The organism is Streptacidiphilus alkalitolerans, from assembly GCF_042511045.1.
Classification (GTDB): domain Bacteria; phylum Actinomycetota; class Actinomycetes; order Streptomycetales; family Streptomycetaceae; genus Streptacidiphilus; species Streptacidiphilus alkalitolerans.
In genome coordinates this window covers 134,811-151,148 of record NZ_JBHEZX010000018.1, presented here as the reverse complement: position 1 = coordinate 151,148, position 16,338 = coordinate 134,811, and the positions used below count along the sequence as shown (strand labels likewise).

The 16,338-nt window shown below is 72.2% G+C and carries 18 protein-coding genes; 11 read left to right on the top strand and 7 right to left on the bottom strand.

Annotation, left to right across the window (positions count from 1 at the left end; genetic code table 11):
- Nucleotides 1-2 precede the first annotated feature (2 nt).
- The 7 genes from ACEZDG_RS31300 to ACEZDG_RS31270 all read left to right on the top strand — a co-directional run bounded on the left by ACEZDG_RS31300 (nt 3) and on the right by ACEZDG_RS31270 (nt 6,288).
- The gene (locus ACEZDG_RS31300; protein WP_380516160.1) at nt 3-1,010 is read left to right on the top strand and encodes a gluconeogenesis factor YvcK family protein; all 1,008 of its coding nucleotides are present in this window, start codon (nt 3-5) and stop codon (nt 1,008-1,010) included.
- Nucleotides 1,001-2,002: a DNA-binding protein WhiA gene (whiA, locus tag ACEZDG_RS31295; RefSeq protein ID WP_380516157.1), complete on the top strand. Its 1,002-nt coding sequence runs from the start codon at nt 1,001-1,003 to the stop codon at nt 2,000-2,002. Before ACEZDG_RS31300 ends, whiA begins: the two co-directional genes overlap by 10 nt.
- A gap of 208 nt (nt 2,003-2,210) precedes the next feature.
- Complete coding sequence (gene gap, locus ACEZDG_RS31290) at nt 2,211-3,215, top strand: type I glyceraldehyde-3-phosphate dehydrogenase (RefSeq protein ID WP_380516154.1); 1,005 nt, start codon at nt 2,211-2,213, stop codon at nt 3,213-3,215.
- A 99-nt stretch (nt 3,216-3,314) separates the two neighbouring features.
- Nucleotides 3,315-4,520, top strand: a complete 1,206-nt coding sequence (locus ACEZDG_RS31285) for a phosphoglycerate kinase (RefSeq protein ID WP_380516151.1) — start codon at nt 3,315-3,317, stop codon at nt 4,518-4,520.
- A gap of 5 nt (nt 4,521-4,525) precedes the next feature.
- On the top strand, nt 4,526-5,329 hold the full coding sequence (tpiA, locus tag ACEZDG_RS31280) for a triose-phosphate isomerase (protein ID WP_380516148.1): 804 nt from the start codon (nt 4,526-4,528) through the stop codon (nt 5,327-5,329).
- A gap of 128 nt (nt 5,330-5,457) precedes the next feature.
- Nucleotides 5,458-5,700 carry a preprotein translocase subunit SecG gene (gene secG, locus ACEZDG_RS31275; protein WP_380516145.1) on the top strand — a complete coding sequence of 81 codons (243 nt, stop codon included), beginning with the start codon at nt 5,458-5,460 and terminating at the stop codon, nt 5,698-5,700.
- Between the two features lie 252 nt (nt 5,701-5,952).
- A complete protein-coding gene (locus ACEZDG_RS31270; protein ID WP_123501027.1) occupies nt 5,953-6,288 on the top strand; it encodes an RNA polymerase-binding protein RbpA in 336 nt (111 codons plus the stop codon).
- A 39-nt stretch (nt 6,289-6,327) separates the two neighbouring features.
- Here the strand turns inward: ACEZDG_RS31270 and ACEZDG_RS31265 are convergent, their stop codons facing one another.
- The 3 genes from ACEZDG_RS31265 to ACEZDG_RS31255 are packed head-to-tail and all read right to left on the bottom strand — an operon-like array spanning nt 6,328 to nt 9,361.
- Nucleotides 6,328-7,356 carry an acyl-CoA dehydrogenase family protein gene (locus ACEZDG_RS31265; RefSeq protein ID WP_380516141.1) on the bottom strand — a complete coding sequence of 343 codons (1,029 nt, stop codon included), beginning with the start codon at nt 7,354-7,356 and terminating at the stop codon, nt 6,328-6,330.
- Complete coding sequence (locus ACEZDG_RS31260) at nt 7,353-8,513, bottom strand: acyl-CoA dehydrogenase family protein (protein WP_380516138.1); 1,161 nt, start codon at nt 8,511-8,513, stop codon at nt 7,353-7,355. Before ACEZDG_RS31260 ends, ACEZDG_RS31265 begins: the two co-directional genes overlap by 4 nt.
- Nucleotides 8,513-9,361, bottom strand: coding sequence for an enoyl-CoA hydratase (locus tag ACEZDG_RS31255; RefSeq protein WP_380516135.1), 849 nt, complete (start codon nt 9,359-9,361; stop codon nt 8,513-8,515). Before ACEZDG_RS31255 ends, ACEZDG_RS31260 begins: the two co-directional genes overlap by 1 nt.
- A gap of 76 nt (nt 9,362-9,437) precedes the next feature.
- On the opposite strand from ACEZDG_RS31255, the gene ACEZDG_RS31250 reads away from it, so the two are divergent.
- From ACEZDG_RS31250 to ACEZDG_RS31240, 3 genes are read left to right on the top strand one after another with little or no spacing between them, the layout of a single operon-like run.
- On the top strand, nt 9,438-10,223 hold the full coding sequence (locus tag ACEZDG_RS31250; RefSeq protein ID WP_380516132.1) for an SDR family oxidoreductase: 786 nt from the start codon (nt 9,438-9,440) through the stop codon (nt 10,221-10,223).
- A gap of 14 nt (nt 10,224-10,237) precedes the next feature.
- Entirely contained in the window at nt 10,238-10,834 is a 597-nt protein-coding gene (locus ACEZDG_RS31245; protein ID WP_380516129.1) for a TetR/AcrR family transcriptional regulator, read from the top strand.
- A gap of 46 nt (nt 10,835-10,880) precedes the next feature.
- On the top strand, nt 10,881-12,038 hold the full coding sequence (locus ACEZDG_RS31240; RefSeq protein ID WP_380516126.1) for an acetyl-CoA C-acetyltransferase: 1,158 nt from the start codon (nt 10,881-10,883) through the stop codon (nt 12,036-12,038).
- Here the strand turns inward: ACEZDG_RS31240 and ACEZDG_RS31235 are convergent.
- From ACEZDG_RS31235 to ACEZDG_RS31220, 4 genes are read right to left on the bottom strand one after another with little or no spacing between them, the layout of a single operon-like run.
- Nucleotides 12,035-13,090 carry an NAD(P)H-dependent flavin oxidoreductase gene (locus tag ACEZDG_RS31235; RefSeq protein ID WP_380516209.1) on the bottom strand — a complete coding sequence of 352 codons (1,056 nt, stop codon included), beginning with the start codon at nt 13,088-13,090 and terminating at the stop codon, nt 12,035-12,037. The genes ACEZDG_RS31240 and ACEZDG_RS31235 overlap by 4 nt on opposite strands.
- 8 nt (nt 13,091-13,098) lie before the next feature.
- Complete coding sequence (locus ACEZDG_RS31230; RefSeq protein ID WP_380516123.1) at nt 13,099-13,839, bottom strand: CoA-transferase subunit beta; 741 nt, start codon at nt 13,837-13,839, stop codon at nt 13,099-13,101.
- The gene (locus ACEZDG_RS31225) at nt 13,836-14,702 is read right to left on the bottom strand and encodes a CoA transferase subunit A (RefSeq protein ID WP_380516120.1); all 867 of its coding nucleotides are present in this window, start codon (nt 14,700-14,702) and stop codon (nt 13,836-13,838) included. Before ACEZDG_RS31225 ends, ACEZDG_RS31230 begins: the two co-directional genes overlap by 4 nt.
- Nucleotides 14,702-15,475: an enoyl-CoA hydratase family protein gene (locus tag ACEZDG_RS31220; protein ID WP_380516117.1), complete on the bottom strand. Its 774-nt coding sequence runs from the start codon at nt 15,473-15,475 to the stop codon at nt 14,702-14,704. Before ACEZDG_RS31220 ends, ACEZDG_RS31225 begins: the two co-directional genes overlap by 1 nt.
- Before the next feature lie 78 nt (nt 15,476-15,553).
- On the opposite strand from ACEZDG_RS31220, the gene ACEZDG_RS31215 reads away from it, so the two are divergent.
- Nucleotides 15,554-16,330, top strand: a complete 777-nt coding sequence (locus tag ACEZDG_RS31215; protein ID WP_380516114.1) for an SDR family oxidoreductase — start codon at nt 15,554-15,556, stop codon at nt 16,328-16,330.
- The last annotated feature ends 8 nt before the right edge of the window (nt 16,331-16,338 follow it).

Sequence of the window (16,338 nt, the reverse complement as noted above, 5' to 3'; positions counted from 1 at the left end):
GGGTGGCGTCGCACATCGTTGCTGGACGGCAGGTCCGCCGCCGTCGCGGGGCTCCGCGAATCACCGCGCTCGGCGGCGGCCACGGGCTGTCCGCCTCGCTGAGCGCGCTGCGCAGACTCACCGGCGAGCTCACCGCCGTGGTCACCGTCGCCGACGACGGTGGTTCCAGCGGGCGGCTGCGCGCCGAGTTGGGCGTGCTGCCGCCGGGCGACCTGCGCAAGGCGCTGGCCGCGCTGTGCGGCGACGACGAGTGGGGCCGCACCTGGTCCGAGGTGATCCAGCACCGCTTCCAGAGCGACGGCGACCTGCACGGCCACGCGGTCGGCAACCTGCTGATCGTGGCGCTGTGGGAGAAGCTCGGCGACCCGGTGGAGGCGCTGGCCTACGTCGGCCGGCTGCTGGGCGCGCACGGCCGGGTGCTGCCGATGTCCTCGGTGCCGCTGGACATCGAGGCGGTGGTGCGCGGCCTCGATCCGGCGTACCCGGACCGCCGCGACACCGTGCGCGGCCAGGCCGAAGTGGCGGTCACCCGGGGCGAGGTGGAGTCGGTGCGGCTGCTGCCGCAGGACCCGCCCGCGGTGCCCGAGGCGGTGGCCGCGGTGCGCGAGGCGGACTGGGTGGTGCTCGGCCCCGGATCCTGGTTCACCAGCGTGCTGCCGCACCTGATGGTGCCGGATCTGCGGGCGGCCCTGGTGCAGACCCGGGCCCGCAAGGTGCTTGCGCTTAACCTGGTGGGACAGCCGGGGGAGACCGAGGGCTTCTCCCCGCAACGGCACTTGGAGGTGCTCGGGGCCCACGCCCCGGAGCTCTCCGTGGACTTCGTCCTCGCCGAGGAGACGACGGTGGCTGATCCGGAGGCGCTGCGCAGCGCCGCCAAACGACTCGGGGCCGAACTGGTGCTCGACAACGTCGCAGCTGAGGACGGAAGTCCGCGACACGACCCGGAGCTTCTGGCCGCAGCGTACGACCGGATCTTCAGAACGCATGGAAGGATCGCGCCATGGCGATGACGGCAGCGGTGAAGGACGAAATCAGCCGGCTACCCGTCACCCGGGCATGCTGCCGCAAGGCGGAGGTGTCGGCGATCCTGCGGTTCGCGGGCGGTCTGCACATTGTGAGCGGACGCATCGTGATCGAGGCGGAGCTGGACACCGGAGTCGCGGCGAGGCGACTGCGCAAGGACCTCCTGGAGATCTTCGGACACTCCTCGGAGCTGGTGGTGATGGCCCCCGGCGGTCTGCGACGCGGAAGCCGGTACGTGGTGCGCGTGGTGAAGGACGGAGACCTGCTGGCCCGGCAGACGGGCCTGGTGGACGGGCGAGGACGCCCGATCCGGGGGTTGCCCCCGGCGGTGGTGTCCGGGGCGACCTGCGACGCGGAGGCGGCCTGGCGCGGCGCCTTCCTGGCGCACGGCTCGCTCACCGAGCCCGGCAGGTCCTCCTCGCTGGAGATCACCTGCCCCGGCTCGGAGGCGGCGCTGGCCCTGGTCGGCGCGGCCCGGCGGCTCGGCATCCCGGCGAAGGCCCGCGAGGTGCGCGGGGTGGACCGGGTGGTGATCCGCGACGGTGACGCCATCGGCGCGCTGCTGACCCGGCTCGGCGCGCACGAGTCGGTGCTGGCCTGGGAGGAGCGGCGGATGCGCCGCGAGGTCCGGGCCACCGCCAACCGGCTGGCCAACTTCGACGACGCCAACCTGCGCCGCTCGGCCCGGGCCGCGGTCGCGGCCGGCGCCCGGGTGCAGCGGGCGCTGGAGATCCTCGGCGAGGAGGTCCCCGAGCACCTGGCGGCGGCCGGACGGCTGCGGATGGAGCACAAGCAGGCCTCGCTGGAGGAGCTGGGCTCGCTGGCCGACCCGCCGCTGACCAAGGACGCGGTGGCCGGGCGGATCCGGCGGCTGCTGGCGATGGCCGACAAGCGGGCCTCGGAGCTGGGACTGCCCAGCACCGAGCACAACCTGTCCGAGTCGGACTCCTACGCGGCCGAGGAGATGGCGGTCGGCTGACCGTTCTTGTGTTGAAATGCCCGTGAAATCCGGGCGAAATCTGTACGAATGCCGTCCCCGGTCGCTCTGACCAGGGACGGCATCTGCTCGTACGGACGGCCGGATGTGCCCTGCGCCACCCCCGCGGGGTAGGGTTTTAAGCGGTCGGGGACATCCCATTCCAGCTCGTCGACGTAAAGCGTCGGCGTACCAGCGAGGAGATCGGTTCGTGACGATCCGGGTAGGCATCAACGGGTTCGGCCGTATTGGTCGTAACTTCTTCCGTGCGGTTAAGTCCCAGGGCGCGGACATCGAGATCGTGGGTGTCAACGACCTCACCGACACCAAGACCCTGGCGCACCTGCTCAAGTACGACTCGATCCTGGGCACGCTCCAGGCCGAGGTGTCCCACACCGCCGACAGCATCACCGTGGACGGCAAGACCTTCAAGGTCACCGCCGAGCGCGACCCCGCCGCCCTCGGCTGGGCGGCCCTCGGCGCCGACATCGTGATCGAGTCGACCGGCTTCTTCACCAAGGCCGCGGACGCGAAGAAGCACATCGCGGCGGGTGCGAAGAAGGTCCTGATCTCGGCTCCGGCCACCGACGAGGACCTCACCGTCGTCATCGGCGTCAACGACGACAAGATCGACGTCAGCAAGCAGGACGTCATCTCCAACGCCTCCTGCACCACCAACTGCGTGGCGCCGCTGGCGAAGGTCCTGCTGGAGAACTTCGGCATCGTCAAGGGCTTCATGACGACGATCCACGCGTTCACCAACGACCAGGTCACCCTGGACTTCCCGCACAAGGACCTGCGTCGGGCCCGGGCCGCGTCGCTGAACATCATCCCGACCTCGACCGGTGCCGCCAAGGCCACCGCCCTGGTCATCCCGGAGCTCAAGGGCAAGCTGGACGGCACTTCGCTGCGCGTCCCGGTGCCGACCGGCTCCATCACCGACCTGGTCGTCACCCTGGAGCGCGAGGTGACCGTCGAAGAGGTCAACGCCGCGTACCAGAAGGCCGCCAACGGCGCGCTCAAGGGCATCCTCGAGTACACCGAGGACCCGATCGTGTCCTCGGACATCGTCGGCAACCCGTCCTCCTGCATCTTCGACTCGCTGATGACCATGGTCCAGGGCAACCAGGTCAAGGTCTTCGGCTGGTACGACAACGAGTGGGGCTACTCCAACCGCCTCGTCAACCTGACCACCCTCGTCGGTGGCCAGCTCTGACGAGCGGTTCGGTAGCAGCGTGAAGTCAGGGTCCGGACGACATGGTCCGGGCCCTGACTTCCGTGTCCGTTGACATCCCCCGACAGGAGAGTCCTGACCGTGCAGACCATCGACGACCTCGACGTCGCCGGCAAGCGGGTATTCGTCCGCGCCGACCTCAATGTGCCGCTGTCCGGCACCGACATCACCGACGACGGCCGGATCCGCGCCGTCGCCCCGACCATCGCCAAGCTGGTCGCCGCCGGCGCCAAGGTGATCGTCGCCTCCCACCTGGGCCGTCCCAAGGGCGCGCCCGACCCGCAGTTCAGCCTGGCCCCGGTCGCCAAGCGGCTCGGAGAGATCCTCGGCCAGGAGGTGGCCTTCGCCACCGACACGGTCGGCGACAGCGCCGCCGCCGTGACCGCCGCGCTCAAGGACGGCCAGGTCGCGCTGCTGGAGAACCTGCGCTTCAACGCCGGTGAGACCAGCAAGGACGACGCCGAGCGCGGCGCCTTCGCGGACCAGCTCGCCGCCCTGGCCGACCTCTACGTCGGCGACGGCTTCGGCGCCGTGCACCGCAAGCACGCCTCGGTGTTCGACCTCCCGGCCCGGCTGCCGCACGCGGTCGGCCTGCTGATCGCCACCGAGGTCGGCGTGCTCAAGCGGCTCACCGAGCAGGTCGAGCGCCCGTACGTGGTGGTGCTCGGCGGCTCCAAGGTCTCCGACAAGCTCGGTGTGATCGACAACCTGCTGGGCAAGGCCGACCGGATCCTCATCGGCGGCGGCATGGCCTTCACCTTCCTCAAGGCGCAGGGCCACGACGTCGGCGCCAGCCTGCTGCAGGAGGACCAGATCCCGGTGGTGCTGGAGTACCTGGCGCGCGCCGAGAAGAACGGGGTGGAGTTCGTCCTCCCGGTCGACGTCGCGGTCTCCGGCTCCTTCCCCGACCTGAAGACCAAGGCCCCGGCCGCGGACTTCGAGGTCGTGCCCGCCGACGCGATCCCGGCCGGCAAGCTGGGCCTGGACCTCGGCCCGGAGACCGGCAAGCTGTTCGCCGCCAAGCTGGCCGACGCCAGCACGGTGTTCTGGAACGGCCCGATGGGCGTCTTCGAGCACCCCGACTTCGCCGCCGGCACCCGTGCCGTCGCCGAGGCGCTGGCCGAGGGCGACGCCTTCTCGGTGGTCGGCGGTGGCGACTCCGCCGCGGCCGTCCGCATCCTGGGCTTCGACGAGAAGAAGTTCGGACACATCTCGACGGGTGGCGGCGCCAGCCTCGAGTACCTGGAGGGCAAGACCCTCCCCGGCCTGGCCGCACTGGAGAACTGAGCGACATGACTGCTGCACGCACCCCGGTCCTTCGCACGCCGCTGATGGCGGGCAACTGGAAGATGAACCTCAACCACCTCGAGGCCATCGCCCACACCCAGAAGCTCGCCTTCGCGCTGACCGACAAGGACTACGCGTCCGTCGAGGTCGCGATCCTGCCGCCGTTCACGGACCTGCGCTCGGTGCAGACCCTGGTCGACGGCGACAAGATGAAGATCAAGTACGGCGCCCAGGACATCTCCGCCCATGACTCCGGCGCCTACACCGGTGAGATCTCCGGCCCGATGCTCTCCAAGCTGAAGTGCACCTATGTGGCGATCGGCCACTCGGAGCGGCGCCAGTACCACGGCGAGACCGAGGAGATCGTCAACGCCAAGGTCAAGGCCGCGTTCCGGAACGGCGTGCTGCCGATCCTCTGCGTCGGCGAGGGCCTGGACATCCGCAAGGCCGGCGAGCAGGTCGGCTACACCCTGGCCCAGCTGGACGGCGCGCTGGCGGGCGTCGAGGCCAAGGACGCCGAGCGGATCGTGGTGGCCTACGAGCCGGTGTGGGCCATCGGCACCGGCGAGGTCGCCACCCCCGAGGACGCCCAGGAGGTGTGCGGCGCGATCCGCGCCCGGCTGGCCGAGCTCTACGACCAGGAACTGGCCGACTCGGTGCGGGTGCTCTACGGCGGTTCGGTGAAGTCCTCGAACGCGGCCGGGATCATGGCCAAGCCGGATGTGGACGGCGCTCTGATCGGCGGAGCGGCGCTCGACGCCGAGGAGTTCGTGAAGATCGTGCGCTACCGGGACCAGGCAGTAGGCTGACTCCGGTCTAGAGTGGGCGGGGCCGGGAACGCGGAGGACACTTTCCGCCGTCCCGGCCCTGCTCCATACTGTCCATACTGTCAGTGACTTATCGGCACAGACTTCGGTTACGAGAGATTGGTCCCGCCGTGATCCTCGGCTTCTCGATCGCGCTGATCTTCTTCAGCGTGATGATGGTTGCCCTCGTCCTGCTCCACAAGGGCAAGGGTGGCGGCCTCTCCGACATGTTCGGCGGCGGTATGTCCTCCACCGGCGGTGGCTCCGCCGTCGCAGAGCGCAACCTGGACCGCATCACCATCTTCATGGGTATCGCCTGGTTCGTCTGCATCATCATCCTGTCGCTGCTGCTCAAGGCCAAGAACGGCGGCTGAGCAGGCAGCAGCACTGCCTCGCGCTCCGCACGTGCTCCGGCACGTGCGCTTTGCTGACGGAGTGTCGTCCGGCCGCCTATCATGAGTGACAGTCGTCACCGGTGGCGGTGTCGGACGATACTTATGTGGTCCGTACACTGGGACGACTCCGTCGGAGAAGGGGGGCGACGGGACACTGTGGGGCCGGGCCTCGGGGGCGCGGAATCATCCCAGGTGACTATCGCATCGCACCAGCACGCAGGGAGTCAGACCGTGGCAAGTGGCAACGCCATCCGTGGCAGCAGGGTCGGGGCAGGCCCCATGGGGGAAGCCGAGCGCGGCGAGTCCGCTCCTCGTCTCCGCATCTCCTTCTGGTGTGCCAATGGACACGAGACCCGTCCGTCCTTCGCGTCCGACGCGCAGATCCCGGAGACCTGGGACTGCCCGCGCTGCGGCTTCCCGGCCGGGCAGGACGAGGAGAACCCGCCGGCTCCGCCGCGCACTGAGCCGTACAAGACCCACCTCGCGTACGTCCGCGAGCGCCGCAGCGACGCCGACGGCGAGGCGATCCTCGCCGAGGCGCTGGCGAAGCTGCGCGGCGAGATCTGAGCAGCGAGACCCGCACGACACCTGGGCACCACCGGGCACCTACCTCACCAGGGGCCCGGTGGTGCTTTTCTGCGCGGTGACGTGTCCGGTGAGCACCGCGCGGCGGCAGGCGGACGGGGTGCCCCAGGCCGAGCGCAGCACCCGGGCCCGGCGGATCCAGAGCGACAGGTCGAACTCGTCGGTGTAGCCGATGGCGCCGTGCAGTTGCAGCGCGGCCCGGGCGGCGGCGTAGCCGGCCTCGCCACAGGCGGCCTTGGCGGCGGGCAGGTCGCGGCCGGCCCCGGGGGAGCGGTCGCGCAGCCCGAGGGCGGCGGCGTACAGCAGCGGCTCGGCGAACTCCAACTGCAGCAGCACGTCGGCCAGCCGGTGCTTGACCGCCTGGAACCCGCCGATCGGGATGCCGAACTGGACCCTGCTGCCGACGTACTCGACGGTGCCGGCCAGCAGGCGGCGGCCGGTGCCGAGGGCGAGCGCGGCGGTGCAGAGCACGGCCACCTCGGCGGCGTGCGCGGCGGACTCGGTGACCCGCGGCCCGGCCGCGAGCAGCGTCCCGCCGGACGGGCGGAACAGCCGGCGGGCCGGGTCCAGCGAGGGCAGCCCCTGCCCCGGCGGTTCGGCCGCGTACAGGGTCTCGCCGTCGACGTGCAGCAGGCCGTCGGCGAGGTCGGCGTCGGGGGCGTAGGGCCCGTTCACCGGCAGGGCCAGGGTGAGTACGGCCTCGCCGTGGACGACCTGGGCCAGCCAGCGGCCGGACTCGTCGGCCGCGCCGGTGTCGTCCAGCAGGACGCTGCCGGCGAAGGTCTCGGCCAGCGGCCCGGGGACCGCGTGGCGGCCCAACTCGACGCAGGCGAGCGCCAGTTCGACCGGCATCAGGCCGGTCCCGCCGAAGCGTTCGGGGCAGCCGAGGGCGAACACGTCACTGGCCGCCAGCCGCCGCCACAGCGCCCGTACCGGGGCCGGATCGCCCCCGGCCCTGGCCCTGATCGCGGCGGGCACGTCGGAGGCCGCCAGCAGGGCGTCAAGACCCGCGGCGAAGTCGCGCTGCTCGGTGCTGGGCAGGAACCTCATCCGCGCCGTCCCCTGGGCAGGCCGAGCAGCCGCTCGGCGACGATGTCGCGCTGGATCTCGTTGGTGCCGCCGTAGATCGGTCCGGCCAGGGCGAACACATAGCCCTCTGACCAGTCGTCGGCGTCGTCGAGCAGTTCCCCGTCCGGGCCGAGCAGGTCGAGCGCGGTCTCGTGCAGGGCGAGGTCCAGCTCGGACCAGAAGATCTTGTTCAGGCTGGACTCCGCGCCCAGGCTCGCGCCCTCGGTGATCCGGGAGGCCGCGGCGAAGGCGAACAGCTGGTAGGCCCGGGCCCGGACCACCACATCGGCAACCCGCTCGGCGAGCGCGGTGTCGGCCGGGTCGGCGGTCCTGCGCCACAGCGCCACCAGCCGGTCGGCGGCGGCCAGGAAGCGGCCGGGGCTGCGCAGGGTGAGCCCGCGCTCGTTCCCGGCCGTGCTCATCGCCGCCCGCCAGCCCTGCCCGGCCGCGCCGATCACATCCCGGTCCGGGACGAACACCGCGTCGAGGAAGATCTCGGCGAAGGCCGGCTTCCCGTCCAGGCGGCCGATCGGACGGACCGTCACCCCCGGTGCGTCCAGCGGGAACATCAGATAGCTGAGGCCCCGGTGCGGGGCCCCGGACTGCTCGACCGGGGTGGAGCGGAACAGGCCGAAGGCGCGGTCGGCGAAGGCCGCGCGGGAGGACCAGGTCTTCGCCCCGTCCAGCAGCCAGCCGCCGTCGGTACGGCGCGCGGTGGAGCGCAGCGCGGCCAGGTCGCTGCCCGCGCCGGGCTCGGACCAGGCCTGGGCCCAGACCGTGCTGCCGTCGGCCATCGGCGGCAGCACCCGGGCCCGCTGCTCCTCACTGCCGTGTTCGAACAGGGTGGGGGCGAGCAGGTTGATGCCGTTCTGGGTGACCCGCCCCGGCGCCCCGGCGGCGTAGTACTCCTCCTCGAACAGCAGCCACTGGACCAGGCTGGCGCCGCGTCCGCCGTACTGCTCGGGCCAGGAGACGACGGCCCAGCGGTCGGCCTGCAACTCCTGCTCCCAGCGCCGGTGGGCGGCGAAGCCCTCCTCGGTCTCCAGCGAGGGCAGCCGCTTCTCCGGGACGTGCTCGGCCAGCCAGGCCCGGGCCTCGGCCCGGAACTCGAGGTCCTGGTCCGTGAACTGAAGGTCCATCAGTTCGAGACCTCGCGGGCGGCGGCCTTCATCGCGGCGGCGTCCATGCCGCCGAGCGGGTCCTTGGCGGTCTCCGCGTTGTGGGCGTGGGCCAGGTGGTGCAGGCCGAAGACCGAGTCCAGGCCGCTGTGCAGGCCCTGCAGGTCCTCCGCCTGGTTGACGGCGCGCTTGGTCAGGGCCAGCCCCATGGTCGGCATCTCGGCGATCCTGGCAGCCAACTCCAGGGTGGCGTCCTGGAGTTCGGCGCGGGGGACGATCCGGTTCACCATCGCGAGCTCATAGGCGCGGCGGGCGGTCATCCGGTCGCCGGTGTAGAGGAACTCCTTGGCGATCCGCGGCGGCAGCACCCAGGGGTGGGCGAAGTACTCGACGCCGGGGATGCCCATCCGCACCACCGGGTCGGCGAAGAAGGCGTCCTCGCTGGCGACGATCAGGTCGCAGATCCAGGCCAACATCAACCCGCCCGCGACGCAGGCCCCGTGGACCGAGGCGATCACCGGCTTGGGCAGTTCGCGCCAGCGCCGGCACATGCCGAGGTAGACCTCGGACTCCCGGGCGTAGCGGCTCTCCGCGCCCTGCCGGTCGGAGTGGTCCCACCAGAGCGAGGCCGTGCGGTCGAAGGGCAGATGGGCGTCGCGCTCCGGGGTGCCGATGTCGTGCCCAGCGGAGAAGTGCGGGCCCGCGCCGCGCAGCACCACCACCTTGACCTCCGGGTCGTCGGCGGCGCGGTAGAAGGCGCGGTCGAGGGCGTAGGTCATGGCGGAGTTCTGGGCGTTGCGGTAGTCCGGGCGGTTCATGGTGACCAGGGCCACCGGCCCCTGGCGTTCGTAGAGCACGACCTCGGGCACAGGAGCTCTCCTTCCCTAACAAGTGTTTGGTAGGTTAACGTGCGAGCAGTCGGCCGTCGAGAGAGGTGACCCGCCCATGCACCCAGCACCCGCCTATGTCACCGGTCATGCGCTGCTCGCCGGGCGCGGCGCGGTGATCACCGCCGCCGCCGGCGCCGGGATCGGCGGCGCCACCGCCCGCCGCTTCCTGGAGGAGGGCGCGGACGTGGTGCTCGGCGACGCGCACGCCCGGCGGCTCAAGGAGACCGTGGCGGCGCTCGGCGAGGAGTTCGGTGAGGGACGGGTGGCCGGACTGCCCTGCGACGTCACCCGGGAGCAGCAGGTCGCGGAGCTGCTCGACCTCGCCGCCACCCGGCACGGACGGCTCGACATCCTGGTCAACAACGCCGGGCTCGGCGGCACCGCCCCGCTGGTCGGGATGACCGACGAGCAGTGGGACCGGGTGCTGGACGTCACCCTGACCGGGACCATGCGCTGCACCAGGGCGGCGCTGCGCCGGTTCCGGGACGCGGACTCCGGCGGAGTGATCGTCAACAATGCCTCGGTGGTGGGCTGGCGGGCCCAGGCCGGGCAGGCCCACTACGCCGCGGCCAAGGCCGGGGTGATGGCGCTGACCCGCTGCGCGGCGGTCGAGGCGGCGGAGTTCGGGGTACGGGTCAACGCGGTCTCGCCGAGCCTGGCCATGCATCCGCACCTGGCCAAGGTCACCACGCCGCAGCTGCTGGAGCAGCTGACCGCGGGGGAGGCGTTCGGACGCTGGGCCGAGCCGTGGGAGGTGGCGAATGTGATCGTCTTCCTGGCGAGCGGATACTCGTCCTACATGACGGGTGAGATCGTCTCCGTCAGCAGCCAGCACCCCTGAACAGGAGCACTCCGATGACACCCCAGGCGAGGACCGCGGCGGCCTCCCGGCGCGGCGAGCTGCTGGCCACCGCCGCGGAGGTGTTCGCCCGGCAGGGCTACGACGCCACCACGGTCCGGGAGATCGCCGACGCCGCCGGGATCCTGGCCGGCAGCCTCTACTACCACTTCGACTCCAAGGAGTCGATGCTGGACGAGATCCTCTCCGGCTTCCTGACCGAGCTCTGGACCGGATACGACGCCGTGCTGGCGAGCGGCCTCGGGCCCCGGGAGACGTTGGAGGCGCTGGTGGTCGAGTCCTTCCGGGAGATCGACCGGCACCGCGACGCGGTGGCCATCTACCAGCGCGAGCGGCATCTGGCCGGCCAGCCCCGGTTCGCCTATCTGACCGACTCCATGCAGCGCTTCGAGGCCGCCTGGCAGGGGACGCTGGAGCGCGGGGTGGCCGAGGGGGAGTTCCGCTCCGACCTGGACCTGCGGCTGGCATACCGCTTCGTCCGCGACACCGTGTGGGTGGCCGCGTCCTGGTACCGGCCCGGCGGCCGGCACGACGCGGCGACCATCGCCCGGCAGTACCTCAGCATGCTGCTCGACGGCATCAACCACCGCTGACCCCAAGGCGCCGACCCAGGGCGCCGACACCGAGGAGAGACACGTCATGCCCGAGGCCTACATCATCGAAGCCGTACGCACCCCGGTGGGCCGCCGTCGCGGCGGCCTCGCCTCCGCCCACCCGGCCGACCTGGGCGCGCATGTGCTGAAGGCGCTGGTCCAGCGGTCCGGCATCGACCCGGCGCTGGTCGAGGACGTGGTCTTCGGCTGCCTGGACACGGTCGGCCCGCAGGCCGGGGACATCGCCAGGACCAGCTGGCTGGCCGCCGGGCTGCCGGAGGAGGTGCCCGGGGTCACCATCGACCGCCAGTGCGGCTCCTCGCAGCAGGCGGTGCACTTCGCCGCGCAGGCGGTGATGTCGGGCACCAGCGACCTGGTGGTCGCGGGCGGCACCCAGAGCATGTCGCAGATCCCGATCGCCTACTCCTCCCGCGAGGCCGCCCTGCCGCTGGGCCTGACCGAGGGTCCGTACGCCGGTTCGATCGGCTGGCGCGAGCGCTACGGCGACCAGCCGGTGAACCAGTTCTACGGGGCCGAGCTGATCGCCCAGAAGTGGGAGATCTCCCGCGAGGACATGGAGCGCTTCGCGCTGCGGTCGCACCAGCGGGCGGCGCAGGCGATCGACGAGGGGCGCTTCGCCCGCGAGATCGCCCCGTACGGTGAGGTCGTCCACGACGAGGGGCCGCGCCGGGACACCACCCTGGAGAAGATGGCCGGGCTGAAGCCGCTGACCGAGGGCGGACGGCTCACCGCCGCCGTCTCCTCGCAGGTCTCCGACGGCGCGTCGGCGATGCTGATCGCCTCCGAGCGGGCGGTGGCGGAGTACGGCCTCACCCCGCGGGCCCGGGTGCACCACCTCTCGGTCCGCGGGGAGGACCCGATCCGGATGCTCTCCGCGCCGATCCCGGCCACCGCGTACGCGCTGAAGAAGGCCGGGATGACCATCGAGGACATGGACCTGGTGGAGATCAACGAGGCCTTCGCCCCGGTGGTGCTGGCCTGGCTCAAGGAGACCGGCGCCGACCCGGCCCGGGTCAACGTCAACGGCGGCGCCATCGCCCTCGGCCACCCGCTCGGCGCGACCGGCGTCCGGCTGATGACCACCCTGCTGCACGAACTGGAGCGCACCGGCGGCCGTTACGGCCTGCAGACCATGTGCGAGGGCGGCGGCCAGGCCAACGTCACCATCATCGAGCGGCTTTAGCGGGACCCGCTGCGGGGGAGGGCGTCCAGGACCTCCCCCGCTTCGGCCATGATCCGGTCGAGCAGGGCCTGGACCGAGGGCAGGTCCTCGATCAGTCCGGCCACCTGGCCGGAGGCCATCACCCCGAGGTCGGTGCGGCCGTCGACCATGGCGGCCTTGAGCAGCATCGGGGTGTTGGCGGCCAGCAGCAGTTGACTCCAACTCAGCTCGTGGGCCCGGCGCATGGCCAGGCCGTCCCGGAGCAGCCCGCGCCGGCTGAGGCCGGAGTCGGCCCGGAAGGCGGCGGCATGGCGCAGGGCGCGGGAGAACGCGCGGACCCGGCCCGCGCGTTCCAGGGTGTCGACCAGCTCGCTGCGCAGCATCCGGTGCGGCAGGCCGTCGACCTTACTGGTGACGGTGATGTCGTTCACCCCGGCCGCCAGATAGCGGGCCTTGACCCGGTCCGGGACGGTGCTGTCCGAGGTGAGCAGGAACCGGGTGCCCATGGCGATGCCCGCCGCGCCGTAGGCGAGGGCGGCGACCAGGCCCCGGCCGTCGCGGAAGCCGCCCGCGGCGATCACCGGGATGTCCACGGCGTCCACCACCTGCGGCAGCAGCACGGTGGTGGCGACCTGCCCGGTGTGGCCGCCGCCCTCGCCACCCTGCACCAGCACCGCGTCCGCGCCCCAGGCGGCGACCTTCTCGGCGTGGCGGCGGGCCCCGACGCTGGGGATCACCACCACGCCCGCGTCCTTGAGCCGGGCGATCAGCTCCCGCGAGGGGGCCAGGGCGAAGGAGGCCACCCGCACGCCCTCCTTGACGATGATCTCGGCGCGCTCGGCGGCGTCGCCGGCGTCGGCGCGCAGATTGACCCCGAAGGGCGCGTCCGTACGCTCCTTCACTTCCCTTATGGCGTCCAGCAGTTGATGTGGCGTCATGGTCGCGGAGCCGAGGATGCCCAGGCCGCCGGCCCGGGCGGTGGCGCTGACCAGGCGGGGTCCGGCGACCCAGCCCATACCGGTCTGCACGACCGGGTGGCGGACGCCGACCAGCCGGGTCAGCGGGGTCTCCAGCCGCGCGGTCATCCGCGCACCTCGCGGTCGCGGGCCCCGCGCGGGTCCAGCACCTCGCGGATCAGCCGCAGTTCCTCGGCCGAGGGCTCGCGGGTCTCGGCCAGGCCGGCGGCGACCACCAGCGGGAAGCCGGTTGCCGCGGTGACCTGGTCCACCGTCACCCCGGGGTGCACCGAGACCAGCCGCACGGCGTGGTCGGGACCGCCGAAGTCCAGCACCGCGCGGTCGCTGACGATGCGTCGGAGCTCGTGGAAGCGCCCGGCCGGGCCGGACAGCCGGTGCTGGCCGACCCCGCAGACCACGTCCACCCGCTCCACGAAGACCCGGGTGCTGTGCCGGGGGACCCAGTAGCTGGTGGGGTTGTTGGCGGTGTTCCCCGGGGCGCCGCGCATGCCCAGCAGCTGCCGGGTGGGCCGGGCCCAGTCGCCGATGGCGGAGATGTTCTGGTTGCCGTGCCGGTCGAGCTGGCTGGCGCCCATCATCACATGCCGGTGGCCCCGCGCCACCAGCTCCAGGTGCCGCCGGAACGGCAGCCAGCCCTCCACCGCCGCCGGGGCCGCGCCCAGCGCCGGGACGTCGGCGGCGATCATCGCCTCGCCATCGGTGACCAGCAGTTCCGGCTCGAAGGTCAGCTTGGCCAGCCGGGCGCCGATGGTCGGCACCGTCCCCATCGCGGCGGCCAGCACCTCGCCGTCGCCGCGCCAGGCCTCGGCGCAGGCGATGACGCAGTACTCGGCTCTCGTGGTCATCGGTCCTGCTCCGATCGGAAGGCCGTGACGGCGGCCTGGTAGGACGCCTCGTCCCCGGAGAGGAAGCGGTCGGCGAAGGCCGCCCAGGCGGCCGGGTCGGCGGCGGCCTGGGCGTAGGCGCGCTGGAACGGCTCGTCCCGGTCGTAGTCGGGGGCGCAGGAGGTGAAGTGCGCCCCGTTCGGCGTCTCCACCACCCCGCCGACCGAGTGCCGGGAGACCAGCAGCGAGGCCGGGCCGCCCTCCTTGGCCAGGTCGGCGGTGTCGACCAGGCGCTCGCAGCTGAGGTAGGCGGTGTCGGCCGCGGCGACGAAGAGGTCGTCCAGGTAGGGGTCGGGGCCGAGGTACTGGCCGTTGCCGCTCCGGTCGGCCCGGTTCAGGTGGACCAGTGCGGCGTCCAGCCGCAGCGCGGGCACCGCCACCAGCTCCTCGCTGTCCCCGTACGGTGAACTGACGGTGCGCAGCTCGGGGTTGAGCTGCAGCACGTCCGAGCCGAGGCCAGCCCGGATCGGCAGGAACGGCAGCCGCTGGGCGGCGGCGCTGAGGCCCTGCAGCAGCATGCCCTCGTCGTACTCGGTCAGCCGGGCGGGTGAGCCGCTCTCCCGCGCAGCGCGGAAGTGCGGCTCCAGCGGGATCGAGTCCAGCGTGACGAACGCGGTGACCAGGTGCCGGATCCGTCCGGCCGCCAGCAGCAGGCCGACATCGGGGCCGCCGCAGCTGACCACCGTCAGATCGGTCAGTCCGGACCGGAGGACCGCCCGGACCAGGGCCATCGGCTTGCGCCGTGAGCCCCAGCCGCCGATGCCCAGGGTCATTCCGCTGCGCAGCCGGGAGACGACCTGGTCCGGGCTCATCTGCTTGTCCATCACACCTCCTCGGTGGAGAGCTCGGGGGCGAGCTCAGGTGAGAGAAAGGCCGCGCGGTGCCGGTCGGAGGCCCCGGCGAGATTGGCCTCGAAGGTGAAGCCCTGCTCGAAGCGGTAGCTGCGGCGGACGTCGACCGGATCGATGCCGTTGATGGCCTCCTTGGCCAGCCGCAGCAGGTAGCCGTCCTTGGCGGCGATCTCGCGGGCCAACTCCAGTGCCGCGTCCCGCAGTCGGTCTCTCGGGACGACCCGCCAGACCGACCCGTGCCGGTGCAGCTCCTGCGCGGTGACGGTGCGTCCGGTGTAGTACAGCGGGCGCATCAGGTGCGGGGGGACCAGCCGGGCCAGGTGGGTGGCCGCGCCCAGCGCCCCCCGGTCCAGCTCGGGCAGGCCGAAGGTGGCGTCCTCGCTGGCGACAATGGCGTCCGCGTTGCCGACCAGGCCGATCCCGCCGCCCAGGCAGAAGCCCTGCACCGCGGCGATCACCGGCAGTTGGCACTCGTAGACGGCCGCGAACGCCTCCGCGCAGCCCCGGTTGGCGCCGATCAGGGCCTGCGGGCCCGGATCGCGCTGGATCTCCCTGATGTCCACCCCGGCGTTGAAGCCGCGCCCGGGGGCCTCCAGCACCACGACCCGGTGGTCCAGGGACTGCCCGGCCTCGCGCAGGGCCCGGGCCAGCTCGTACCAGCCGGACACCGGCAGCGCGTTGACCGGGGGATAGCTGACGGTGACGACGGCGATCCCGTCTTCGGCGAGCGAGGTGGAGACACCCATGGGATTCTCGGCTACCTTTCCACCAAACGTTAGTTAGGTGCGACGGTAGCAGCGGAACGAGGAAGAGGGGAGCCCGAAGTGACGGACCATCATGAACTGGCCGGACGGGTCGCGGTGGTCACCGGCGGCACCAGGGGCGTCGGCGCCGGCATCGTCCTGGCCCTGCTCGCGGCCGGGGCCGAGGTGGTCGCGGCAGCCCGCCGGCCACCCGCCGCACCCCTGGCATCGGCAGGCCGCAAGGCCGAGTTCAGAGCCCTGGACGTACGCGACCCGGAGGCGGGGACAGCCCTGCTGGCAGCGGTCGCCGAGGACCACGGACGGCTCGACCTGCTGGTCAACAACGCCGGCGGAACGCCCTATCTGCCGCTGGCGGAAGGTGGCGCGGCCCGGCATCTGCGGGTGCTCGAACTCAACCTGCTTGCGCCGCTGCTGCTTTCGCGCGCGGCCTATCAAGTGATGCACCGTCAGGCGGAGGGCGGGGGCATCGTGATGATCGGCAGCGTCAGCGGGCAGCGCCCCTCGCCCGGCAGCGCCGCCTACGGCGCGGCCAAGGCCGGCCTGGACCACCTCGCCCGCAGCCTCGCGGTGGAGTGGGCGCCGGCGGTACGGGTGAACACCCTGGTCCTCGGCATGGTCAGGACCGAGGCCTCGCAACTGCACTACGGCGACGAGGACGGCGTCGCCGCCGTCGCCCGTACCGTCCCGCTGGGACGGCTGGCCCGGCCGGAGGAGGTCGGCGACGCCTGCGTCTTCCTCGCCTCGCCCCGCGCCGCGTACATCAGCGGCGCCTCACTGCTGCTGCACGGCGGCGGCGAGCGCCCGGCCTTCCTCGACGCCGCCACCGCCAATCACTGAGGGGGCTC